The sequence below is a fragment of the Pseudoalteromonas sp. P1-25 genome (assembly GCF_001401805.1).
Taxonomy (GTDB): Bacteria; Pseudomonadota; Gammaproteobacteria; order Enterobacterales; family Alteromonadaceae; genus Pseudoalteromonas.
In genome coordinates, this window is sequence record NZ_LKDW01000002.1 from 182,837 (window position 1) to 206,413 (window position 23,577).

Consider the following 23,577-nt stretch of genomic DNA (forward strand, 5'->3'; position numbering starts at 1 on the left):
AGCTCTAAAATCTAAGGGGGCTAAATTATGTATGTTAAGCAATTAGCGACGTTAATGGGTGTAACGCCTGATACAGTTCGTCACTACACACGGATAGGTCTTTTAACGCCCGCACGGAGCCAAAGTAACGGCTATCAACAATATACAAAAGCAGACCGCCAACGTTTAAAGTTTATTATAAGCGCCCGAAAGCTCGGGTTTTCCCTTAAAGATATACAGCATATCATTGGAGAGTCAGAACAAGGGCATTGCCCATGCCCACTTACACGGCAAATTATTGCAAAGCGTTTAGAAGAAACCGAAGCCTTGTTTCAAGAAACCCTTAAATTACGAGTGCGTATGCAGGCGGCGTTAAAGCAGTGGGAAACATCGGCAGACGGTGCTGTTGTAAGTGATGTGTGTAGCTTAATAGAGACGTTTGTTGACCCTCTTGCAGAGCAAGAAAAAAGCGGAGATGTGCAATGAGTAGCAATAAAACAACAGAGCAAAACTTTATTATTGAAGGGGCTAATTGTGGCAGTTGCGTAGCCAAAATAGAAAAAGCCCTTAATAGTGTGCAAGGCGCAAACAATGTAGAAATGAACTTTGCAGATCGCACGGTACGCGTAGAGGGCAGCGCGCAGCAAAGCACATTAATTAGCGCCGTTGAAAATATAGGTTATGGCGCAAAACCTATGGATAACACATCAGAGCAAGATGCGCTTGATGAAAAAGCCAAGTCAGACGAGGCACATTACAAAAAGCTAATGCGCAACATGATGCTGGCTTTAGGTGTGGGCGTGCCGCTTATGATTTATGGGCTTATTTTTGATATGAGCGTGACAACCACTAACCAGCGCATAGCTTGGGGTGTGGTCGGTATTATCACGTTTGTCGTTATGGCTGTAGCAGGTAAGCAGTTTTATAAAGGCGCGTGGCAGTCATTTAAAAATCATGGTGCTAACATGGATACACTTATTGCCCTCGGAACGGGCACTGCGTGGTTATATTCAATGTGTGTTGTACTTGCGCCTAGCTTACTACCTGAGGTTGCAAGGCACGTTTATTTTGAAGCTTCTTCAATGATAATTGGGTTAATTAGTTTAGGCTTGGCTTTTGAAGTGAAAGCGCGTGGACGTACTTCGCAGGCTATTAAGCGTTTAATTGGCTTACAAGCAAAAACAGCCCGTGTAATACGCGACGGCAAAGAGCAAGATATAGACATTAGTGATGTGCAAAAGGGCGACCATGTACGGGTACGCCCAGGCGAAAAAATCCCGGTAGATGGTGATGTGCTCGAAGGTAGCAGCAGATTAGATGAATCTATGCTCACGGGTGAGCCTATGCCTGTGAGTAAACAAACCGGCGACAAAGTAGTTGCTGGCAGCATTAATAAAAGCGGCACATTATTATTTGAAGCCACACATATAGGCCAAGAAACAACCCTTGCCAATATTATAAATATGGTAAAACGTGCGCAAAACTCTAAGCCTTCAATAGGGCGATTAGCCGATGTTATTTCAGGCATATTTGTGCCCACAGTAATGATAATTGCGATATTAGCAGCCCTTGCATGGCTAAATTTTGGTCCAGCCCCTTCAATTGCTTATGCGGTGGTAGCGTTAACCACCGTGCTGATTATTGCATGCCCGTGTGCGCTGGGTTTAGCAACGCCTATGTCGGTAATGGTGGGAATAGGTAAAGCCGCCGAGTTTGGCATATTAATTCGCAATGGCGAGTCACTGCAAACTACCTCCAAAATTACTACCATGATTTTAGATAAAACCGGCACCATCACCCAAGGTGCACCCCAGGTAACAGATGTTGTAACGTTTAATAACGCAGATGAAAATAACGTAATGCAATTAGTTGCAAGCCTCGAAAGTAGCTCTGAGCACCCTCTGGCAGAGGCTATTATGCAGCACGCTAAAAAACAAAACGTCACCTTGAGTAAAGCGACTGACTTTGATGCGATTACCGGTAAAGGTGTAAGTGGAGTGGTGAATGGGCAAACATTGTTATTTGGCAATAAAGCGCTTATGGATAAATACAAGATTGCTGTTGATGAGGCCTTTGAGCAAGCACATACCTTTGCAAATGATGCAAAAACCCCGATGTACTTTGCCTGTAATAATCAACTAATGGCCTTAATCGCGGTGGCGGATCCGCTAAAAGAAGACTCAGTACAGGCAATTAAGCGCCTGCAAAATAAAGATATTCATCTAGTAATGCTCACTGGCGATAACAAGGCGACTGCACACGCTGTGGCTAAAAAAGTAGGTATTGATGATTTTATCGCAGAAGTGTTGCCAGAGGATAAAGTAAATGAAGTTACTAAACGCCAGCAGCAAGGCGAAATTGTAGGTATGACGGGAGATGGGATCAATGATGCCCCCGCGCTTGCTAAAGCAGATGTCGGTTTTGCAATTGGCACAGGTACAGATGTAGCCATAGAAAGCGCCGATATTACCTTAATGCGTGGCTCACTGCATGGTCTTGCCGATGCTATTGCCATTAGCAGCGCAACAATTAAAAACATTAAACAAAACTTGTTTGGTGCCTTTATTTATAACGTTGCGGGCATTCCTATTGCTGCCGGTGTGTTGTATCCCTTTATTGGTGTGCTGCTAAATCCTGTAGTGGCGGGCGCAGCTATGGCGCTTTCATCACTGACAGTAGTCACCAATGCTAATCGCTTGCGTTTTTATAAACCTAATAAGCGCTGAGGAGTCGATAATGTTAATCATAAATTTACTGGGTGCAGTATTAATTGTGGCCATTATTTATTGGTTTTGGCTTTATAAGCCAAAGCAAATACACAGTAATGACAATACGCAAACCATAATAGTAGATAACGGCGTTTATCAACCAAGCCATATAAAGGTGGCTGCCAATAAAAAAGTAACACTTACATTTGATAGAAAAGACAGTGCACCGTGCACCGAAACGGTGGTGTTTCCGCAGCTTGATGTAAGTGAAAGCCTTGCAATGGGAGAGAATAAAATCACTTTGCCTGCACTCAAAGCAGGTGAGTATGACTTTCAATGCCAAATGAAAATGTATAAAGGTAAGTTAATCGCTGCCTAACCACTAAGTTGCTGAAGTAACATTAATACGGCCTAACTTTTTGTTGAGCTAAACAACGGGTTATGTCGTATTACTGTTATTTAAAGAAAATTAGATTATTTAATGAATAACTTAAACCCTAAAAAATTACTAAACAGTAAGTGGACTGCTACCCCAGCTATTAATAAAGAAAAACACTTTATAATTGTAGAAGTAGAATACGATGAAGAAGGTAATGTAATTGAATGTATTACCGAGTCGGTGTTTTCTAAAAATCAGTACCCAATACGCTGGCGAGATTTAAAAGACACTCAAAAATGGCGTCAAGGGTGGAAGTAGTTAAATTGTTTTTATACTTTAAAAAAACGCCAATTTGTTATCCCCAAATAAATGCTATGCGCATCCTTTTTTTGATCCCTGTTTTTTACTAAATTCGCCATTTGGCAACAAATGCCTGTTTTTTACAGGCTTGCCGTGCTTTTAGAAAATAAACACCAATACTTTGCAAATATTATTATATTTCAATTGCTTATAATTTAGGTTTTATAGTGTTTAATTGTTTTAATTAAGCTGTTCAGCTCTAGTTTATTCTTAAACTTCCCCACATTATGTTTTTAGTTAGCCTTTAGCTCATGTGTGGCTTTTTTATAAATTATAAATTATTGATTTTAAAGGTTTATAGTAATTGGCTCATCTAGTTGTTGCTAAAAAGCAACAAAATACCTCTCGAAACTTCATCTATACATGCACTTTTCATGTAACTCATTGTTTATCAATTAAAAATAAAAGATGGCACTGAAGTTGTAATAACTAAGCTGTATTAAGCAAAACGTGGGTAACGTTAATTGGTTACACCACCAACCCTATGAAGGATTTCATTATGAAAAAGGCACAATCAACATTGGTATTAATGGCTTTAGCCTCTTCATCAGCGGCTTTTGCAGTAACTGATTTTGACACACTCGATAAAGATGGCAGTGGCACATTAAGTCCGTTAGAAGCATCTGCTGATGCTGAATTAATGAGTCAGTTTACAAAACTTGATACTGACAAAAACAACGAGCTATCTAAGAGTGAGTTCGACAAAGCATAAGTGAGTGCTTTGAGTAGTTAACGCCCAGTGGCACGTTAATTCTGAGTTGCCAAAGACAACCTAAGTAGGCAAGGGAGCTTACCATAAAGAATAACAAGGACAGTGTAATACACAGGGCATTTTATTATAAACGCATAGCGAAGGAATCGTTATTTAAAAGCGATACCCAACTTTGCTTGCAATAGCGCTGGTATTTTCTGGCACATTTGCAAAGTTTGATACCAACACAAACGGTAAACTTTTTTAAGCAAAGGTTTTACAAGCGCAGACGGTTAATGCGCTGTGGTGTAAGCATAGTTCTGAGTTGCCAAAGACAACCTAAATAGGCAAGGGAGCCTATTAAAAAGAATAACAAGGAAGTGAATTGTAACCACCTCAGCGCAAATTTATACAGGTAATGCATATTATTGAAGGATTACATTATGACTAAGCTCAAAACAACATTTGTACTTATCACCTTGGTGTCATCATCGGTGGTATTGGCAAATACAGAGTTTAAAACACCTATGCAAGGCGAAGGTGATTTAGCAAACCAAAGTGATCATTCAGCAGAACAAATAATGCAGCAATTAAATATGCAAAGCCGAAATGGCGTTACCGAAAATGACTTTTTTGAATATTAACAATTACCTCTTAATGGATCTTCGAAAAGGATTTCTCACCCTTAATCTGGGTATTATGCCTAAGGAACGATTATGAAAACAGTAAATAAAACGCTAGCACTTGTTGCTCTTTTATCATCTTCAGCAGCCTTTGCTGCGGTAGATTTTAACTCTTTTGATGCCGACAGCGATGGCGTTATTAGCAAATCAGAAGCACAGGCTAATGCTCAGTTAATTGAGCTATTTGATAAGTTAGATACAGATGGAAATGGTGAGCTTTCTCAGCAAGAGTTTTCAAAGGTACAATAAAATTAGGCGCATACGTAGGTTTACGCACTAACCAAACGTTTAAAGATCATACTCACCAAGCAGCTAAGTATTTAATACTTAGCTGCTTTTTTGTGCGCCGAATAAAATATAAATGCCGTTTTATCACCAAAAGGGTGCAATTTCAATTATGTTAATTAATAAGCTATTGATTTTAAATAATATATTTAAGTGGTTTTAAACTTGCTTAGTTAACGCTAGAGCAACTGAGTGAGTAAACAATTATGGCGCGAATGAGTTATATAAGTAGCGTTGAGCGCTACCATGAGTATGAGCAAGTAATACACAGCTTGCTTGACTCTATTTTAATGAGTATTGAAGATGGGCTTAACAAAAATCGAGATACGCGTTTTTTAGTAAAGCAATATCCCTTTTTAGAGCTGCAATATTGTTTAAACGAATCTGGGCTTCAGCAAGGCAATAATGTGTGCTTTAAGCGTGCCTATAAAAAATTAGCCGAGCAAGGTAATCAGCAAGATTTAAGTGAGCGCCCTTACTTTTTACAATCTAAACAAACCGACTCGGTGTTCTTTACCGATCCGTATATTTCTATCGCAACTAATCATTTATGTATTTCGGCTATTAAAGAGCTGAAAAAGCCAATTAACCAGCAGCATTATTTAGTGCTAGACGTATGCTTAACCCAGTTAATTGAGTTTGTAATGGGAGACAGCGCGCGTGCTGGTATTTCGCCTTATTTTAAAGCGGGTTATGGGGTGATTGTGGCGTGTTTATTTACTTTGGTACTCTTTTTACTGAGCATCGTATTTAACGATATATATGCATTATTAACCCACTTTGACTCAGCCTCTGATCCCCTTGAGCCCTTTAGCATTATTATATATATTACTTTAGCGTTGGCCGTGTTTGATTTAGGAAAAACCATTCTCGAAGAAGAGATTTTAATGCATAAGGATATATTTAGGCACTCATCTACACGGCGCACAATTACTCGGTTTATATCTACCGTGCTAATTGCAATATCTATTGAGGCGCTATTAACCATGTTTAAAGCGGCGCTCGGGCAAGCTGAATACTTATTACCGGCCATTGCGATGATGCTTGCGGTGGTAGGGCTTTTAATCGCATTGGCTATTTATGTGTATTTAGGTGCTAAAGCCGAAACCTTACTAATGCGGGCGCGCTCAAAATTAAAATCCTCCAAGTAGGAGGATTTTAATACGATGGGTATAATTGCTATTTAGCTTTAAACATTGCTTACTAATGCGCCTTATCTTGCTCGCGCTTTGTTTTAAAGTCTGAGTCACTCGTCCATGTAGGCCAATCGCCATTGTTGGCAAGTTTTGTGGCTATATCAACAATAAGCTCTATGTCTTGTTTCACACCACCTAATGACCATTGCGGCGAGTAATCGTCGGCTTCTTTATGGTATTTTTGCGCAATGTAATCAGGGTCGGTATCGCCAAGGCTCATAAACAATAAACTCGGCACACCTTGCTTAGCTAAAGAAAAATGATCCGATCTAAAAAACAAACCGTTTTGCGGGCGAGGGTCCATTTTAACAACACGACCTTGTGCTTTTGCGGCTTTTGCTAGGTAGCTCTCTAGGGTGGATAAATCTTTACCGTATTGCAAAATGTAATCAGTGCCATCTAACACGTTCATCCCGTCAATATTTAATAGAGCAACCATTTGTTTAGTGGGCACAACACCACCGGTTGCAAACTCTTGTGAGCCAATGAGGCCAGTTTCCTCAGCGGTAAAATTAGCAAATAAAATAGAGCGCTTAAACGGTGTTTGCTGGTGGATTTGATTCATAATGCGGGCAATTTCAAGTGTTGCCGCTGTGCCAGAAGCATTATCTACTGCGCCGTTATAAATTTTAGGGCCACTGTCGGTTTGTTTGGTACCAAAATGATCCCAATGCGCACCTATTACCACGTACTCATTAGGGGCGTCGCTTCCCGTAATTTGCGCAACCACGTTATGTGATTTGGCATGCGATACTTCATTTTTAAATGAAAGGTTGGCTGTTAAATTAAGCGCTGTGGCTTTAAAGTCATCACTTAAAGCCTTTTGTTTTAAATTTTCATAGTTAAGCTGTGCGGCATTAAAAATTTGCTCTGTAGTATTAAGTGTTAGCCAACCCATAACAGGGAGCTTAGAGGCGTTTAGGTTATTGTCCATTAGGGTGTATTTAGTCCCCGTGTTTGAACTTTCAACCACACCCCAAGGGTAAGCAGCAGGGGCCGTTTCGTGCACAATAAATACCGCTTTGGCACCTTGGCGTGCGGCTTCTTCGTATTTGTAAGTCCAGCGGCCGTAGTAGGTCATAGCATTACCTGCAAATAACGCATCGTTTTGTGTAGCAAAGCCTGGGTCGTTTACCAATACAATAACGGTTTTACCTTCAACATTAATGTTTTCGTAATCGTTCCAGTTGTATTCGGGGGCATTAATACCGTAGCCCACAAATACAATGTCAGAGTTTCGTACATCAATTAGTGGCTGTAATTGCTCTGTGCGGGCGGTAAAATCGTTACCTGCTTTAAACTTTAAGTCGCCTACCTGTAATTGCATGTTTTGATTAGCCGTGACCATGGCCATTTTTACTGGCTGTAAATACTTGCCATTATAGGCCCCAGTTAAACCCATTGCTTCGTATTGCTCGCTCAAGTAACCCACTGTTTTTACTTCACCATGGGTAAGTGGACCACGACCTTGAAAGTCATCAGAGGCGAGCGTTTTTATATGCTGTTTAACGTTATTTAGGCTAACGTCTGGGGTATTTTCTAAAGAAGAATGCTCGCTTGCAGGTTCAGAGCAACCAAAGAGAGCGACTAGCAGGCTTAGGCTAGCGCTTTTTAAAAGAGATGATGCCATAGTTTTCTGAATAGTTTTTAAAATTGGCTTTTAATATAAAGGATGCATTAATTTGAGTCGAATATTTATCACTTTGCCTGTTCTATTTTTGAAAAATTGAAAATATTTGGTATGGGGTGTATAAATAATCAACAACAATAAATGGAGCACACACAATGAACCAATCTAAAAAAAGCGGATACCTGTTTATAGGCAGCGGTGTAGCATTTTTTGCAGCAGCTTTGCTCGCACAGCAAGCGATGTTTTTTGCTTTAGCTGCATCCTTTGTAGTGTTAGGTACAATTAGTATAAAAAAAGCGGCACCCTAGGCGATTAATGTTTTAAAGCGTCGCGCTAATATTAATCTGTCCTATAGCGTACCTTAAAACGTAAAAAACCAGCAAATAGCTGGTTTTAATCATATATAGCAAGTAGCTAATTATTCATCTGCGTATTTTACGCGAATTTTGCTTTTATCAACGCTTGTTTGATTAAGAGCTTTAATAGCGCCTCTACTTTCTATGTCATTTGGCATTTCTACAAAGGCAAAGCCTTTTGATAAACCAGTCTCTTTATCAAGCACCAAGTTACAGGTAGTTACTTTACCGTGTGCTGCAAACAACGTGCGAAGGTCTTGCTCTGTGGTAGCGCGAGACAAATTACGAACTAATAATTTCATATATAACCTAAATAAGGGGTTCGCTGTGGATTATCTCAAGTAACTTGCCTTTAACCTAATTTTATTTAGCCTTTTATTTAATTTGGGAGAAAAGAGCAAATATTTACAATGCATAAAAAATATACTAAATTAAAAATAAGTTTAAATTAAGAGGGACGATTATGATAAAAGTACTAGTTTGTATTTCTGCTTTATTGTTAACAGCTTGTAATTCCACCACAAGTTCAAATAATGATACTATTGTTTTGCTAAACGCTGATAAAACAAATGCTATTAGTTATCATAAAACATATAAAGAGTGTCAATCTGCAAAAATTTTGCAAGACATTAGAAGTAAAGCTGAATGGGCTCGCAACTCTGTTGCAAATAGGTCATCACATGTTAGTGGTTTTAAATTAGCTACTTGTGAAGGTTAACTTATAAAAGCCGGTAGATAATCGGCTTTTTCATTTTGTACCTTCCTTGTCCAATAAAGCCACCCTTCCAAGTATACTGCTAAAATCAAGTTATCTCCTTATTAAGTTAAAACCGATTTCGTTATTCCGGTAATAAAGATCTAGTTATTAAAACAAATAATTGGTAAGTTATATTTTACTTTATTTACTTACCATTAACTTGGGTTGGTTGTTTATGTCGAAATTTGGCTTGCGTGTTTTAACTATTTCTTCTGTTTGTTCTTTGGGTATTTTAGCTGTAGGGTGCGGTAGCTCAGGATCAAAAAGTGAGCCTGTGAATGCATCGGTAGTCGCACAAAGCGCTGCAGTAATTAGTGGTGAAATGGCTGTAAGTATTGAAAACACTCGTGATATTGCAATAACAGGAGCGTTATCTATAACCGATGCACAAGCCAGCGAAGCAGTATTTAAAGCACAAAGTAATACCACGACAGTTTATGGTTTATTTAACTTAGCTGAGGATGGGAATTGGTCATATATGCTTAATAGCGACCATGCCGCTGTGATTGCACTAAACGAAAATGAAACCTTACTTGATGAAATAACCGTCGCATCGGCAGATGGCACCGAAGCGAAAGTGTCTATCACCATTATAGGCACTGCACGGGGTGATGATTTTACAGTAACGCAAGAAACAACCCTCAATGCCGATGGCGAAAATACAGGGGTAACTGCTTATACACTAATAGAAAATGTGTTTGGAGAAGGGTCAATAGAATCACCTGATATGTACAGCGGAAATCATCAAGATGTTGTGCATATTATTGAAGATACTGACTCAATAGTAGGTAACCACTTTGTATTTTTAGCGCATCGCGATGAAGACCAAGATAAAGACAAAGGCGCAACCGACCGCCAGCGCAACGAAATTAAATCATATGACAAATCACCCGCAGAAACACTAGCGTTTAAAGACGAAACAGTACAGTACTATTGGAAGTTTAAAGTCTCTAGCGAACTTGAGCTAAGTAGTAAATTCAGTCATTTTTTTCAAATAAAAGCTCGCAATGACAGCAACGATAATACCAATGGCAACGACGACCAGCCTATTATTACGCTCTCTGGGGCACAAAAAAACAGTACAGGTGATCAGTTGCAAGTACGTTATAGCGCAGGCTTTGACGAAAACGGTAACAGCACGGGGCTTGATAAAAACTTGATCGAAACTGACTGGTCACTTATTACTGATGAATGGGTAGCAGTATTCGTACAAGCCACTTTTAGTGAAGCGGGGCAATTTGAAATGACCCTAAGGCGCTTAAGTGACAACGAAGAGCTATTTAGCATTAGCGAGCAAAACATAGATATGTGGCGTGGCTTTAGCGATGATGACTTTGCCCGTCCTAAATGGGGTATCTATCGTTCAATAGTCGAAACCGATAGCCTTCGCGCTGATGAAGAACAAGTACGGTTTGCTGATTTTGTGATTAAAAAAGGCGTTTTAGCGCAGTGATTTGCAGTGATTTATAATTTAGTATGAAAAAAGCCCTTAGCAAATTAATTGCTAAGGGCTTTTTTAATGCGTTTTAAAAAGTAATTATTTTACTTCTTTACCTGCAGCTTGTTGGTCAGCGTGATAGCTGGAACGAACAAATGGGCCAGAGGCTGCATGCGTAAAGCCAATTTCATCAGCGTATTCTTTTAATGCGTCAAATTCCGCTGGTGGCACGTAGCGTTTAACTGGCAAGTGATGCTTAGAAGGTTGTAAGTATTGGCCAACGGTAAGCATATCTACGTTATGCGCACGTAAGTCGCGCAGTACTTCTTCAATTTCGCTAATTTCTTCACCTAAACCAACCATTAAGCCAGATTTGGTTTTAACTTCTGGATGCGCTTCTTTAAAGCGACGAAGTAACTCTAATGACCATTTATAATCGGCACCTGGGCGCGCAAGTTTGTATAAACGCGGCGCTGTTTCTAGGTTGTGGTTAAACACATCAGGTGGTGTCTCAATTAAAATCTCCAGTGCACGGTCCATACGGCCACGGAAATCAGGTACTAAAATTTCAATGGTAATGGTTGGGTTGTGCTTACGAATTTCGCGAATACAATCGGCAAAGTGCTGTGCGCCGCCATCACGTAAATCATCACGGTCAACCGAGGTAATAACCACGTAGCTAAGCTTCATGTCTTTAATTGTTAGTGCAAGCTTTTCAGGCTCTGCTGCATCAGGTTTTAATGGACGACCATGGGCAACATCACAAAATGGGCAACGACGAGTACAAATAGCCCCTAAAATCATAAAGGTAGCAGTACCGTGGTTAAAACACTCAGAAAGGTTAGGGCACGAGGCCTCTTCACATACAGAGTGCAAGCCGTGCTTACGCATTGCTTGTTTAATACCATCAATACGCTCTGTTGATTTTGGTAAGCGGATTTTAAGCCACTCTGGCTTGCGCAACATTTCAGTTTTTTCTGTTGGTAAAACTTTAACGGGGATCAACGCCATTTTTTCTGCGTCGCGTAGTTTTACACCTGGTTCCATTTTGACTGGTTTATTCATTCGTTTTCAAACCCTTCAGTATGCTTAACCTGTGTTGCATTAAGCTTCTTTATCATGTGTTTTACTAGCCCTTCACCTGCTTGTGCTAAGTTTTGAGGACCGTTTAATTCTTTCGTTTGCACCATGTTCATGCCGGCATAACCGCATGGGTTGATGCGTAAAAACGGGCTTAAGTCCATGTTAACATTTAATGCTAATCCATGAAACGAGCAACCACGACGAACACGTAATCCTAACGATGCAATTTTACTGTCGTTTACGTACACACCGGGTGCATCGGCTTTTGCATAGGCTTTAATATTATACTCGCTAAGGGTATCAATAATGCACTCTTCAAGCCACGTAACAAGCTCACGCACGCCAATTTTTAAGCGGCGCAAATTAAATAATACGTACATCATTTGTTGGCCAGGGCCGTGGTAAGTAACTTGCCCGCCACGGTCTACCTTAATGACTTCTATATCACCGGGGGCAAGTAAATGCTCATCTTTACCTGCTTGGCCTTGTGTAAATACACTCTCGTGCTCTACAAGCCAAATTTCATCTGGCGAGCTGTCATCACGGGTGTCGGTATAGGCTTGCATTTTTTGCCAAATTGGCATGTAACGCTGGCGGCCTAGTTGGCGTACGATTAACGTATTTTCGTTCACGATAAGTCTCAACTATGGCTTAAAGCATGTGGCGTACGTCATCAATGCTGCTGATCACGTTGTAAATTTCTTCTATATGCTTACCGCTGGTAACCGTAGCCACTAAGGTAACAGATTCATAATTGCCTTTACTGCTTGGCTTTACTTTTGGTGCGTAGTCACCAGGGGCAATAGGTTGTAATTTTGCTAAAATTTGCTCCGTTAAGTTTACGTTTGCTAAACCCATAACTTTAAACGTGAACGGACATGGGTACTCAAGGTACTCATCAAATTTAGTATTTTTAACAGGTTGAACCACGACGGTGACTCCTCATACAAAAGTGTGGACTCTATGCAAAGCACGAAGCTTAATACAGATAGGCAATTAGCAGTGTTGCATATATGGGGCGCATTCTAGCATTTTTCAAGCAAAAAAAAACGCCTCATAACAGAGGCGCTTTGTTTAACAACCCAACGATTGTCGGGTTATTTTTACGTTTACATAATTTGTAAACGTAAGTAGTCGTAAATTTTGCTAAAGAAGCTGCCTTCTTCCACTTCTTCAAGTGTAACCAGTGGGTATTGTGCAATGTCTTCACCCTCTAGTTGTAAGAATAAGGTACCTACTTTAGTGCCTTTAGCTAGTGGTGCTTCAAGCGTATTATCTAGCTCAAAGTTAGCTTTAAGGTTTTTATGTTGACCACGTGGGATAGTAATTGGTGTATCTTCTAAAATACCTAACGATACATTTTCTTTATTACCCATCCAAATACGTTGTTCTGCAAAGCTGTCGCCGGCTTTGTAAGGTGTAATTGTTTCAAAAAAGCGAAATCCGTAGTTAAGTAACTTTTTGCTTTCTACTTTACGTGCGCGTTCGCTTGATGTGCCCATAACTACCGCAATTAAGCGCATGTCGTTTTTAGTCGCAGACGTTACTAAGCTGTATCCAGCTTCGGATGTATGACCCGTTTTAATGCCATCAACATCTAGGCTTTCATCCCATAACAAAGAGTTGCGGTTATATTGCTTAATGCCGTTATACGTAAACGATTTTTGCTTATAAAGTGCGTATTCATCAGGTACATCACGTATAAGTGCAGCGCCGAGCGTTGCCATATCACGTGGGGTAGTGTAATGCTCATCTGTATCTAGGCCGTGGCTATTAATAAAGTGGCTGTTGCTCATGCCTAATTTAGCAGCATGGGCATTCATTAAATCAGCAAATGCGCTTTCGCTTCCTGCAATGTGCTCGGCCATGGCTACACACGCATCATTACCTGATTGAATAATAATACCGTGGTTAAGCTCATCAACACTTATTTGCTTGCCGACTTCAATAAACATTTTTGACGATTCAGGAAAGTTTTTAGCCCAGGCTTTTTCGCTCACTGTAACCATATCGGTTGGCGCAATGTTACCGGCGTTAATTTCAGTACCAATTACATAACTGGTCATCATTTTAGTTAAGCTTGCTGGGGCTAGCTTTGTATCAGCTTCGCCTTCAGCAATAACTTTACCGGTTGTAAAGTCTACTAAAAAATAACCTTTTGCATTAATTTGAGGTGGTGCCGGAATAATTTGGGCGCTGGCTGAAAATACGGCGGCTGTGCAAACTAAGCCGCATACACCTTTGAGGATTTTATGTTTAATTGATTTCATCATACTCATTAATGGTTAAAGTTAAAAATTCGCGTTATGTCCATCTTATACCCAAACTAGCCCAAGATGCGAGCATCGTTGGTATTAAAAATTACTTAGGCAAGGCATTGATTGTCAATAATAGTCACTCCATTGTTTAAATCAATAACCTAGTCTTAAACGTTTTTAAACCAACACTAAGCACGTTTTACTAGCACCTACTCTCTGTAATGTTTTTTTAAAAGGGCCAACCATTTAAAAAGTAACACCTAGATTTAAGCCCCTGCGCAACGCTTAATTTGCACCTTGGGATGGTTTAGTTATTAGTCTTACTGAGTGTAAAGCAAGAACGCGTTTTGAAATTGGTTTTGTTTTAATTTTTTTAATACGTCTTGTGCATGCTGGGCATCTTTAATCGGGCCCAAATGCAAACGATATATGTTGTCTGCTTTTACTATATTAGTAGGCACTTGATATTGCAGGCGTAATGTAGAAGCTAATGCTTCTATATTGCTAAGCGTACTACCCGCAGCTACCTGTATATATGTTTTACGTGCAGGAATGCTGTCGAGCGTAATCGCCTCTAGCTTAACCTTGGCTGTACCGTGAGTGTGATAGCCTAATTTATAAGCAGCAGCGTACGAAAGATCTATTATTCTGTCATCATGAAACGGGCCACGGTCGTTTACACGTACAATCACCGATTTATTGTTGGCAATATTAGTAACGCGTACAAAGCTTGGCAGGGGTAAGGTTTTATGCGCAGCGCTCATGGCAAACATATCGTAAATTTCACCGTTTGAGGTGTGGTAACCATGAAACTTACGGCCGTACCACGAAGCGATCCCTTCTTCTGTATACCCTTTTTCATCAAGCATTGGCGTATAACGCTTGCCTAATACCTCGTAGGGGCGACTTGCACTGGCACTTTTTTTAACATCCACCACAACGGCATCTTGCATTTCAAGTGCGGTTGGCGCGCGAAGTGGTGCGGCATCGTGCTCCATATGATAACGACTATTAGAGCCGCTACTACATGCGCTTAATATAAATATTAAGGCTGAAATAAATAACAGCTGGGTAGGCTTATTCATTATTTTAAAAGCATCCTTTTATCTGTCGCAATTGACATAATAATGCCAAATCCGGCCATTAACGTCACCATAGAGGTGCCGCCATAACTAATAAGGGGTAAAGGTACACCTACAACAGGCAACAACCCCGATACCATGCCTATATTTACAAAAATATATACAAAAAAGGTGAGGGTTAGGGCGCCGGCCAATAATTTGCCAAACGCATCTTGCGCGTTTACCGCAATGTATAAACCTCGACCAATAATAAATAAGTACAGGCTCAATAAAACACACACACCAAATAAGCCAAACTCTTCACTTAATACCGAAAAAATAAAGTCGGTATGGCGCTCTGGTAAAAATTCGAGTTGTGATTGCGTGCCTTGAAGCCAACCTTTACCTTCTATGCCGCCAGAGCCGATAGCTATTTTAGATTGAATAATATGATACCCCGAGCCAAGCGGATCGCTCTCTGGATCTAAAAACGTTAATACCCGCTGCTTTTGGTAGTCGTGCATACCGTAGTGCCAAAATGGCCATGCAGCCAGTGCGACAACCGAGCTTAAAAAGCCAATTAAACGCCAGCTTAAACCGGATAAAAACAACACAAATATTCCTGAGCTGGCAATTAAAATTGAGGTGCCTAAGTCGGGCTGTTCTTTGATTAATAAGGTAGGCATCATCACTATGACAAAGCCAATAATTAGGTGTAACGGGCGAGGGGGGAGTTGATTTCGGCCAATATACCAAGCCACCATCATAGGGACAGCCAGTTTCATGAGCTCTGAGGGCTGAAAACGAGTAATGCCTAAATTTAACCAACGCTGAGCACCTTTTGAGCTCACGCCAAATAGCAATACGCCGACCAACATGAGTAACCCAACACAATAAAGGGGGATCACTAAGCGTTTAAGTGTCGCGGGAGAGAACTGAGCAAGCACTATCATGCCTATAATAGCGCCACCCATACGGGTAATATGGCGGATCATCATGGCTGAATCTTGGCCGCTTGCGCTATATACGATAGTAATACTGCCAGCCATCATGAGTAATAAAGCAATCAGTAACGGTAAGTCTAGATGCATGCGCATCCATATAGAGCGCTTGTTATGAAGTACGGTCATTGCGCGGTATTCCTAGCAAGTTCTATTGGGTTAGCTGCAAAATAATAATCCATTAGCTCACGTGCAATTGGGGCACCCACCGAGCTGCCGCCACCGGTGTTTTCAACTACAATCGAAACCACAATTTTAGGGTCGTCATACGGAGCAAAACCAATATAAATCGCGTTATCGCGTTGGCGTTCTTTTAATGACTTGGCATCGTAACGCTCACCTTGGGCAATACTCACTACTTGCGCGGTACCTGTTTTACCCGCCGGATCATAATTAGCGCCTTTAAATGCACGGTGCGCAGTCCCTGTTACTTTTTTCACGGTATTGTGCATCGCATCGAGCGCAATACGCCAGTTATCTGGGTTATTAAGTACCACTGGCGGCTTTTCTTCGTTATTAATTTGCGTCACTTGGTCTTCTTTTTTAGCCACTTGCGCTAAATGCGGCGGGTGGTTTATGCCTTTATTAACCAATATATTAGTCGCGTTAGCTATTTGAATGGGGGTGGCTGTCCAGTAGCCTTGCCCAATCCCTACGGAAATCGTGTCGCCACGCCACCACGACTCTTTAAAGCGGCCTTCTTTCCACTCTTTTGAGGGCAATATGGCCGTGGTTTCTTCGTGTATGTCTATTCCGGATAAGTCACCAAAGCCAAAGCGGGCCATAAAATTACTAATTTTTGTAATGCCTAAGCGGTATGCTGCATCGTAAAAGTAAGTGTCGCACGACTCTTCAATCGCTTTGTAAACATCTACGTGGCCATGGCCCCAGCGTTTCCAATCGCGCCATTTATGTTCAACATTGGGTATTTGAAAAAAACCAGGGTCCCACACTGAAGTACTTTCACTGACAATGTTTTCTTCAAGTGCCAGTATGGCCATATGGGGTTTTACTGTGGAAGCCGGTGCATAGCGCCCTTGAGTGGCACGGTTAATAAGGGGGCGGTCGGGGTTTAGCAGTGCTTTATAATCTTTACTGCTAATACCGTGCACAAATAAATTAGGGTCGTAACTTGGGTTTGAATAAAGTGCCAATACGCCGCCATCTTTGGCATCCATTACTACAACCGCGCCGCGCATATCTTTAAGCGCATGTTGGGCTATTTGTTGTAAACCGATATCTAAGGTAAGTACTAAATCGCTGCCAGGCTGCGGGGGGGTCATACTTAATGTACGAATAACACGGCCGCGGTTATTTACTTCAACGCGTTGAGAGCCTACTTGGCCATGCAAAAGCTGCTCATAATACTTTTCTATACCAAGCTTTCCAATATCATGTGTAGCACGGTAATTTGTGGCTTGGTCTTCTTGTTCTAGTTTATTAAGTTCTTTGCGGTTTAATTTTGCCACGTAGCCTAGTGCATGGGTGAGTGTATCGCCATACGGGTAAAAGCGAGCAAGGCGGGCTTCAATACTAAAACCTGGAAATTTATGCTGGTTAACCGCAAACTTGGCCACTTCAGTTTCATCTAAGCGGGCTTTTAGTACTTGCGACTTAAAGCGGCGTGTATGCTTTATATCATCGATAAAGTCTTTTTTTTGCTGCTCGGTAATCGTAATTATTTTGCTAACTTGCTCGAGTGACTCAGCTAAATCGTCGACGTCTTCAGGAATAACCTCAAGGTTATAAACGGGTTTGTTTTCAGCAAGCAGTACACCGTTGCGGTCGTATATAAGGCCACGGTTCGGCGCAATAGGAATGACTTTAATACGGTTATCGTTAGAGCGGGTTTGATAGTCGGTGTGTTCTTTTACCTGAATGGTATAGAGGTTAGAGAGCAAAATTGCCACTAAGCCTAAAACAAAAATAAAACCCACAAATGCGCGCCGTGCAAATAGGTTTGCCTCAGCGGAATGGTCGCGTATTGTGGGTCTTTGCTTAATCATAACAAGGCGTTACTCGCGATGATAAGGATGGTTGTTATTTAAGCTCCAGCCTCGGTATAGGCTTTCGGCAACAATAATACGCACTAAAGGGTGCGGCAACGTTAGGTTAGATAACGACCATTTTTGCTCAGAGGCGGCAATGCACTCAGGGGCTAACCCTTCAGGGCCACCAATAAGCAAACTAACGTCGCGGCCATCGAGCTGCCATTTTTCCATATTTTTAGCAAGCTGGTGAGTATCAAGTGGTTTACCTGTTACTTCTAGAGTAACAATACGATTACCTTTTGGAATAGCGGCTAAGGTTTTTTCACCTTCGGTATGTAAAATGCGTTTAATATCGGCATTTTTACCGCGTTTACCGGCCGGAATTTCTATTAACTCAAGCGCCATATCTTTAGGAAAACGGCGTTGGTACTCTGCAAATCCGGTTTCCACCCACGCTGGCATTTTTGTGCCAACGGCAATCATTTGTATTTTCACGTAATACTTCCAAGCTCAATTAAAAAAGAGTGGCGCTTAGCCCCACAGTTTTTCTAGATCGTAATAGCTACGTGCGTGATCTTGCATCACGTGTACAACTACATCACCTAAATCTACCAGTACCCATTCGCCTTCGTCTTGACCTTCGTAACCTAAAGGTTCTTCGCCAGCGTGGCGAGCTTCTTTTGCTACGTTATCAGCAATTGATTGCACATGACGCTTAGAAGTACCCGAACACACAACCATGTAATCGGTAATGTCTGAGCTGTCACGTACGTCAAGTTGTACCACGTCGCGTGCTTTCATATCGTCAATTTTGTCTAGTGCAAAGGCAAGTAGTTGTTTCGAATCCAAGGTATTGTCTCAATTTTAAATTTAATAGCGTGCATTTTAACATGCTAGGGGGTTTTAATCATCACTTTGATAAAGCTGGTGTTGCTTAATGTAGTGACTGACAGGTTCGGGTAATAGTTCATTATTTTTATTGGATTTTTTTAATTGCTCTCGAATAGTGCTTGAGGCGGCATCAAGGGTTTCACCCGGTAAAAAATAAAGCTTACCAAAGTTGTGTGTGGCAAGTTGCTGTGGCGCTTCAGTGTGGGCATTGCTGATATAGCTTTTAAGCGCTTTATTTGGGTTACACGTTTGCCCCGGGCGTTGGTATACAACAATATGGCAAAGCTGTGTAATGGCCTGCCATTCGTACCATTTGTCGAGGTTATTAAACGAGTCCATGCCCATTAAAAAAAGAATGGGCGTATCTGGGTGCTCTGCTCTTAGTTCTTGTAAACTCAACAATGAATACGAGGGCCCACTACGATTAAGCTCTCTTAAATCAAGTGCAAAATGAGGGTAAGGGGCTATAGCGGCATTGAGCATGTTAATACGGTGCGCTGTAGTTATACCCGGCGCAGCTTTGTGCGCGGGTAGAGCACAGGGCATAAAATATAACGTAGATAAGTTAAATGTATTTACACACTGCGAGGCCATATTGAGGTGGCCTAAATGCACAGGGTCGAAGGTGCCGCCAAAAATTGCAATCATGTTAAAAATCTTTAGTTAAGTGCGTGGCAAGGCATTGGAATATCAAGCGGCTGGCAAAACTTAATACAAATATGGGCAAGCGCTTGGTAAGGCGCAATTAAGTTACCTTGTTTGTAGCTTGAATCAAACAGTGCAAGCTCACTGCTTATTTGCTCAAGGGTATTAATATTTAAGCGGTTAATCGCATTTTGCACTGGGCCTTGCTGGTTTTTCCAAATACCATTTTTTTTAAATAACTGTGCGATAGGCTCGCCACTTAAAAGCCCTTGCTGAATAGTAAGCAAACTGGTGAGCTCTTTATTTATAGCCCACAAAATACTCACCACTTCGGTGTTGTCGCTGGCCAGTTTATTAAGTACTTTAATTGCTTGCTTGGCGTGACCATTTAATAGGGCATCGCTTAAGTCAAAAATATCAAACTTGGCTTGATTTAATAGCCCTTGCATCACTAGTTGCTGGGTTATTAAGGCATTACCATGCAGTAGCGAGAGCTTTTCGAGCTCCTGAAAGCACGCTAACAAATTGCCTTCGGTGGCGTTAATTAAGCTCAGTTTTGCTTCGTTTTGCATATTCAGAGAAAGGCGCGCTACTTGGTCATCTAACCAGCGTTTTAAATGGTTTCCTGCAAGCGGGTAGCACGGTACAAATACACCGTGTTTATCGAGCGCTTTAAACCAAGCGCCACGTTGTACGTCTTGGCTGGCTTTAGCCCCTTTTACAATTAAAATGGTGTCGGGATTGATTAAATCGACTATTTTTTTAAAGGCATTACTACCTGGGGTGCCAGGTTTTTGTTGGTTTAAATCAAGCTCAATAATAGTGCGCGCACTAAACAAAGACATGCTTTGATATTGAGCTATAATTTCTTGCCAATCAAACCCTTGCATTAGGGTAAATTTTATTACCTCATCAAAGCCTTGGGCTTTTGCCGTGTTGCGTATTTGCTGCACACATTGCGCTTCTTGAAACGGTTCTTCACCAAACACTAAATAAAAAGGTTTTAAACCTTTATTTAATTCACTCGGTAACTGATTAGCATAACAGCGCATTATAGTTGCGACAGCTCTCTAACAATACGACGACTGGCTTGCTGACGAATTTCGCTAATAAGCAGCTCAAGCTCTTTTGCTTTTGCAAGCGCATGATCGGGGTCGTCTTGGTAGTTACGATAAAGCTCAAAGCGTTTTTCAATGGCTTTCTCGCCCGGGCGTTTAACAACATAGCTAACCCCGTAGGCAAGCTCGTATTCAGCCACCTGACCATTTTGAAACAACGATAAGGTTTGGCGCTCAATGCTTTCTTTGCGTAAGTACAGCTGGGCAACATTTTTAGCCGAAGGCGTCAGTTCTACGTTACTGGCTTTAAGCTCTTTTTCAAGGTTTAAAAATAACGATGATTTTTCATCATCACCTTTAAGTGTAAGCGTTTTAAGGTTATCAGGCAGGCTAGAGGCTTTCTTTAAATGAAAGCCACAGCTAGATAACACAAAACACATTAGCACTAAGGCTAATGTGTTTTTAAGGGTGTTAAAGCTAACCATTTAGTTAGCTACCACATTAAGTAGTTTACCCGGTACGTAAATAATTTTACGAATGGTTGCACCATCAGTAAATTTAGTTACGTTAGACTCAGCAAACGCAAGTGCCTCTACCTGCTCTTGTGTGGCATCGGCGGCTACAGTTAGCTTAGCGCGTAGTTTGCCATTTACTTGTACGATGATTAATTTTTCATCTTCAACAAGGGCAGACTCATCAACTTTAGGCCATGCTGCATCTAAAATGTCGCCCTCTTTACCAAGATCTTGCCATAACTGGTGTGATAAATGCGGTGTAATTGGCGCAAGCATAATAAGTAGGGCTTCTAAAGCTTCGTTAGCAATGGCAACATCTTGCGTATCGTTTAACGGCGCTTTTAATAACTTATTTGAGAGCTCCATAATGGCAGCAATTGCAGTGTTAAACGTTTGACGACGCTCAATATCATCGCTCACTTTTGCAATGGCTTTATGTAGCTCACGACGCAGTACTTTTTGTGGGTTACTAAGCGCTGATTTATCAAGAGCTTGGTAGCCAACTGTTTTCACATCTACTGCGTATTTCCAAATACGTTTTAAGAAGCGGTGCGCGCCTTCTACGCCTGAGTCTGACCATTCAAGCGTTTGCTCTGGTGGTGCGGTAAACATCATAAATAAACGCACAGTATCTGCACCGTATTGAGCAATTACTTCTTGTGGGTCTATACCGTTGTTTTTAGACTTAGACATTTTGCTCATGCCCGATGAGAACACAGGTTCACCATCTTCTTTGTGCCATGCTTTCGTTACGCGGCCTTTTTCGTCAGTTTCGGTATTTACATCGCTTGGCGAAATCCATACGTCACCGCCTTTTTCATCTTTACGGTAGAACGTTTCGGCAAGTACCATGCCCTGACAAAGTAAGCGATCGAATGGCTCGTCTGAATTTACTAAACCAAAGTCACGTAATAACTTATGGAAAAAACGTGAGTACAATAAATGTAAAATAGCGTGCTCAATACCACCTATGTATTGGTTTACTGGTAGCCAGTAGTTAGCTGCTGCTGGGTCTAGCATGCCTTCGTCATGACGTGGGCTACAGTAACGTGCATAGTACCAAGACGACTCCATAAAGGTATCAAAGGTATCTGTTTCGTGTGTTGCAGGTACGCCATTTACCGTTGCTTTTGCCCATTCTGGGTCTGCTTTAATTGGCGAAGTAACGCCATTCATTACTACATCTTCTGGTAAACGTACTGGCAGCATTTCTTCGGTGGCGGCTAATTCGTTGCCGTCTTCATCGCTCAGCATTGGGATTGGTGAGCCCCAGTAACGCTGGCGGCTAACACCCCAGTCGCGTAAGCGGAAGTTAACTTTACGCTTGCCAACACCTAGTACTTCCAGCACACTGGCAATCGCGTTAAATGCACCTTCAAAATCAAGGCCATCAAATTCGCCAGAATTAACTAACACGCCTTTTTCAGTGAATGCTTCTTCTTTTAAATTTACTTCAAGCTCTGAGCCTTCAACCGGTGCAATTACTTGTTTTATGTCTAGGCCGTATGCTGTGGCAAATTCATAGTCGCGTTGGTCGTGTGCAGGTACTGCCATAACCGCGCCTGAGCCGTAATGCATTAATACAAAGTTAGCAACCCAAATTGGTACTTGCTCGCCCGTTAATGGGTGAGTCGCGTAAAAGCCGGTTGCAATGCCTTTTTTCTCCATTGTGGCCATGTCTGCTTCGGCAACTTTGGTGTTTTTGCATTCTTCAACAAACATTGCAATTGCATCGCTGTTTTTAGCGGCTTCTTGTGCAATAGGGTGGCCACCGGCAACGGCTAGGTAAGTTACACCCATAAAGGTATCTGGGCGCGTAGTGTATACGCTAAACTTTTCGTTGTTGTCGGTACGTGTAAACTCAATGTCTAACCCTTCAGAGCGACCAATCCAGTTGCGCTGCATGGTTTTAACTTGCTCAGGCCAGTCTTCTAGCTTGTCTAAATCGTCTAAAAGCTCTTGTGCGTAGTCGGTAATTTTAATAAACCACTGTGGAATTTCTTTTTGCTCAACCACTGCACCAGAGCGCCAACCACGGCCATCTATTACTTGTTCGTTAGCAAGTACAGTTTGATCAACCGGATCCCAGTTAACCGTCGACATTTTTTTATACACTAGGCCTTTTTCGTAAAGCTTAGTGAAAAACCATTGTTCCCACTTGTAATACTCTGGGTGACAGGTTGCAATTTCACGATCCCAGTCGTAACCAAAGCCTAGTTGCTTAAGTTGGTTACGCATGTAATTAATGTTTTCGTATGTCCACTTAGCTGGCGCTGTTTTGTTTTTGATAGCGGCGTTTTCTGCAGGTAAACCAAACGCATCCCAACCCATTGGTTGCATTACGTTTTTGCCTTGCAGGCGCTGGAAACGAGAAACAACATCACCAATGGTGTAATTACGCACATGACCCATATGCAGTCGGCCACTTGGGTACGGGAACATAGAAAGACAGTAATACTTTTCTTTGCTCTCATCTTCGGTGACTTTAAATACCTGGTTTTCTTCCCAGTAACTTTGGACTTTTGACTCTATGTCTTGCGGGTTATATTGCTCTTGCATCTATGATTCCAGACTTCTTGCAAACTAATAAAAAATTGCCGATAGGATACCCC

Annotated in this window: 26 protein-coding genes; 11 read left to right on the forward strand and 15 right to left on the reverse strand. The window is 41.4% G+C overall.

Going from position 1 to position 23,577, the window contains the following annotated elements; all coding sequences use genetic code 11:
• The first annotated feature begins 27 nt into the window (after positions 1-27).
• The 8 genes from AN393_RS02425 to AN393_RS02460 all read left to right on the forward strand — a co-directional run bounded on the left by AN393_RS02425 (position 28) and on the right by AN393_RS02460 (position 6,236).
• Entirely contained in the window at positions 28-465 is a 438-nt protein-coding gene (locus AN393_RS02425; RefSeq protein WP_055013977.1) for a MerR family transcriptional regulator, read from the forward strand.
• A complete protein-coding gene (locus tag AN393_RS02430) occupies positions 462-2,705 on the forward strand; it encodes a heavy metal translocating P-type ATPase (RefSeq protein WP_055017207.1) in 2,244 nt (747 codons plus the stop codon). Before AN393_RS02425 ends, AN393_RS02430 begins: the two co-directional genes overlap by 4 nt.
• Before the next feature lie 10 nt (positions 2,706-2,715).
• Entirely contained in the window at positions 2,716-3,066 is a 351-nt protein-coding gene (locus tag AN393_RS02435) for a cupredoxin domain-containing protein (RefSeq protein WP_055013975.1), read from the forward strand.
• A gap of 102 nt (positions 3,067-3,168) precedes the next feature.
• Positions 3,169-3,384, forward strand: a complete 216-nt coding sequence (locus AN393_RS02440) for a TIGR02450 family Trp-rich protein (RefSeq protein WP_055017208.1) — start codon at positions 3,169-3,171, stop codon at positions 3,382-3,384.
• A gap of 541 nt (positions 3,385-3,925) precedes the next feature.
• Complete coding sequence (locus AN393_RS02445) at positions 3,926-4,138, forward strand: calmodulin-like protein (RefSeq protein WP_004585903.1); 213 nt, start codon at positions 3,926-3,928, stop codon at positions 4,136-4,138.
• Between the two features lie 422 nt (positions 4,139-4,560).
• Positions 4,561-4,761: a hypothetical protein gene (locus AN393_RS02450; RefSeq protein WP_055013973.1), complete on the forward strand. Its 201-nt coding sequence runs from the start codon at positions 4,561-4,563 to the stop codon at positions 4,759-4,761.
• 72 nt (positions 4,762-4,833) lie between these two features.
• On the forward strand, positions 4,834-5,049 hold the full coding sequence (locus AN393_RS02455; RefSeq protein ID WP_055017209.1) for an EF-hand domain-containing protein: 216 nt from the start codon (positions 4,834-4,836) through the stop codon (positions 5,047-5,049).
• 242 nt (positions 5,050-5,291) lie between these two features.
• A complete protein-coding gene (locus tag AN393_RS02460; RefSeq protein ID WP_055017210.1) occupies positions 5,292-6,236 on the forward strand; it encodes a PDC sensor domain-containing protein in 945 nt (314 codons plus the stop codon).
• 52 nt (positions 6,237-6,288) lie between these two features.
• Here the strand turns inward: AN393_RS02460 and AN393_RS02465 are convergent, their stop codons facing one another.
• The gene (locus AN393_RS02465; protein ID WP_055017211.1) at positions 6,289-7,911 is read right to left on the reverse strand and encodes a M28 family metallopeptidase; all 1,623 of its coding nucleotides are present in this window, start codon (positions 7,909-7,911) and stop codon (positions 6,289-6,291) included.
• A 155-nt stretch (positions 7,912-8,066) separates the two neighbouring features.
• Here AN393_RS02465 and AN393_RS20395 point away from each other — a divergent pair, with 155 nt between their 5' ends.
• The gene (locus tag AN393_RS20395; protein WP_162838338.1) at positions 8,067-8,219 is read left to right on the forward strand and encodes a hypothetical protein; all 153 of its coding nucleotides are present in this window, start codon (positions 8,067-8,069) and stop codon (positions 8,217-8,219) included.
• A 110-nt stretch (positions 8,220-8,329) separates the two neighbouring features.
• Here the strand turns inward: AN393_RS20395 and AN393_RS02470 are convergent, their stop codons facing one another.
• A complete protein-coding gene (locus tag AN393_RS02470) occupies positions 8,330-8,569 on the reverse strand; it encodes an RNA recognition motif containing protein (RefSeq protein WP_055013969.1) in 240 nt (79 codons plus the stop codon).
• A gap of 161 nt (positions 8,570-8,730) precedes the next feature.
• Here AN393_RS02470 and AN393_RS02475 point away from each other — a divergent pair, with 161 nt between their 5' ends.
• Both AN393_RS02475 and AN393_RS02480 read left to right on the forward strand, forming a co-directional pair.
• Positions 8,731-8,985, forward strand: coding sequence for a hypothetical protein (locus tag AN393_RS02475; protein ID WP_055013968.1), 255 nt, complete (start codon positions 8,731-8,733; stop codon positions 8,983-8,985).
• Positions 8,986-9,199: 214 nt separating this feature from the next.
• Positions 9,200-10,477, forward strand: coding sequence for a VCBS domain-containing protein (locus tag AN393_RS02480; protein ID WP_055017290.1), 1,278 nt, complete (start codon positions 9,200-9,202; stop codon positions 10,475-10,477).
• Between the two features lie 84 nt (positions 10,478-10,561).
• Here AN393_RS02480 and lipA read toward each other — a convergent pair whose 3' ends face one another.
• From lipA to leuS, 13 genes are all read right to left on the reverse strand, one after another.
• The gene (gene lipA, locus AN393_RS02485; RefSeq protein WP_004585911.1) at positions 10,562-11,527 is read right to left on the reverse strand and encodes a lipoyl synthase; all 966 of its coding nucleotides are present in this window, start codon (positions 11,525-11,527) and stop codon (positions 10,562-10,564) included.
• Positions 11,524-12,177, reverse strand: coding sequence for a lipoyl(octanoyl) transferase LipB (lipB, locus tag AN393_RS02490; protein ID WP_055017212.1), 654 nt, complete (start codon positions 12,175-12,177; stop codon positions 11,524-11,526). The genes lipA and lipB overlap by 4 nt, the downstream gene beginning before the upstream one ends.
• Before the next feature lie 19 nt (positions 12,178-12,196).
• Positions 12,197-12,475 carry a DUF493 family protein YbeD gene (gene ybeD / locus AN393_RS02495; protein ID WP_055013966.1) on the reverse strand — a complete coding sequence of 93 codons (279 nt, stop codon included), beginning with the start codon at positions 12,473-12,475 and terminating at the stop codon, positions 12,197-12,199.
• 179 nt (positions 12,476-12,654) lie between these two features.
• Positions 12,655-13,815 carry a serine hydrolase gene (locus tag AN393_RS02500; RefSeq protein ID WP_004585914.1) on the reverse strand — a complete coding sequence of 387 codons (1,161 nt, stop codon included), beginning with the start codon at positions 13,813-13,815 and terminating at the stop codon, positions 12,655-12,657.
• Between the two features lie 308 nt (positions 13,816-14,123).
• Positions 14,124-14,888: a septal ring lytic transglycosylase RlpA family protein gene (locus AN393_RS02505; protein WP_055013965.1), complete on the reverse strand. Its 765-nt coding sequence runs from the start codon at positions 14,886-14,888 to the stop codon at positions 14,124-14,126.
• Complete coding sequence (gene rodA, locus AN393_RS02510) at positions 14,888-15,994, reverse strand: rod shape-determining protein RodA (protein ID WP_055013964.1); 1,107 nt, start codon at positions 15,992-15,994, stop codon at positions 14,888-14,890. The genes AN393_RS02505 and rodA overlap by 1 nt, the downstream gene beginning before the upstream one ends.
• Positions 15,991-17,871 carry a penicillin-binding protein 2 gene (gene mrdA, locus AN393_RS02515; RefSeq protein WP_055017213.1) on the reverse strand — a complete coding sequence of 627 codons (1,881 nt, stop codon included), beginning with the start codon at positions 17,869-17,871 and terminating at the stop codon, positions 15,991-15,993. Before mrdA ends, rodA begins: the two co-directional genes overlap by 4 nt.
• 9 nt (positions 17,872-17,880) lie before the next feature.
• Complete coding sequence (gene rlmH / locus AN393_RS02520) at positions 17,881-18,351, reverse strand: 23S rRNA (pseudouridine(1915)-N(3))-methyltransferase RlmH (protein WP_004585918.1); 471 nt, start codon at positions 18,349-18,351, stop codon at positions 17,881-17,883.
• A 36-nt stretch (positions 18,352-18,387) separates the two neighbouring features.
• Entirely contained in the window at positions 18,388-18,705 is a 318-nt protein-coding gene (rsfS, locus tag AN393_RS02525; protein ID WP_024033760.1) for a ribosome silencing factor, read from the reverse strand.
• 54 nt (positions 18,706-18,759) lie between these two features.
• Positions 18,760-19,395 carry a nicotinate-nucleotide adenylyltransferase gene (nadD, locus tag AN393_RS02530; protein ID WP_055013962.1) on the reverse strand — a complete coding sequence of 212 codons (636 nt, stop codon included), beginning with the start codon at positions 19,393-19,395 and terminating at the stop codon, positions 18,760-18,762.
• 11 nt (positions 19,396-19,406) lie between these two features.
• Complete coding sequence (gene holA / locus AN393_RS02535; protein WP_055017214.1) at positions 19,407-20,444, reverse strand: DNA polymerase III subunit delta; 1,038 nt, start codon at positions 20,442-20,444, stop codon at positions 19,407-19,409.
• The gene (lptE, locus tag AN393_RS02540; RefSeq protein ID WP_055013960.1) at positions 20,444-20,935 is read right to left on the reverse strand and encodes an LPS assembly lipoprotein LptE; all 492 of its coding nucleotides are present in this window, start codon (positions 20,933-20,935) and stop codon (positions 20,444-20,446) included. The genes holA and lptE overlap by 1 nt, the downstream gene beginning before the upstream one ends.
• Positions 20,936-23,524 (reverse strand): leucine--tRNA ligase, encoded by a 2,589-nt coding sequence (leuS, locus tag AN393_RS02545; protein ID WP_055017215.1) that lies wholly within the window; start codon positions 23,522-23,524, stop codon positions 20,936-20,938.
• Positions 23,525-23,577: the final 53 nt, after the last annotated feature.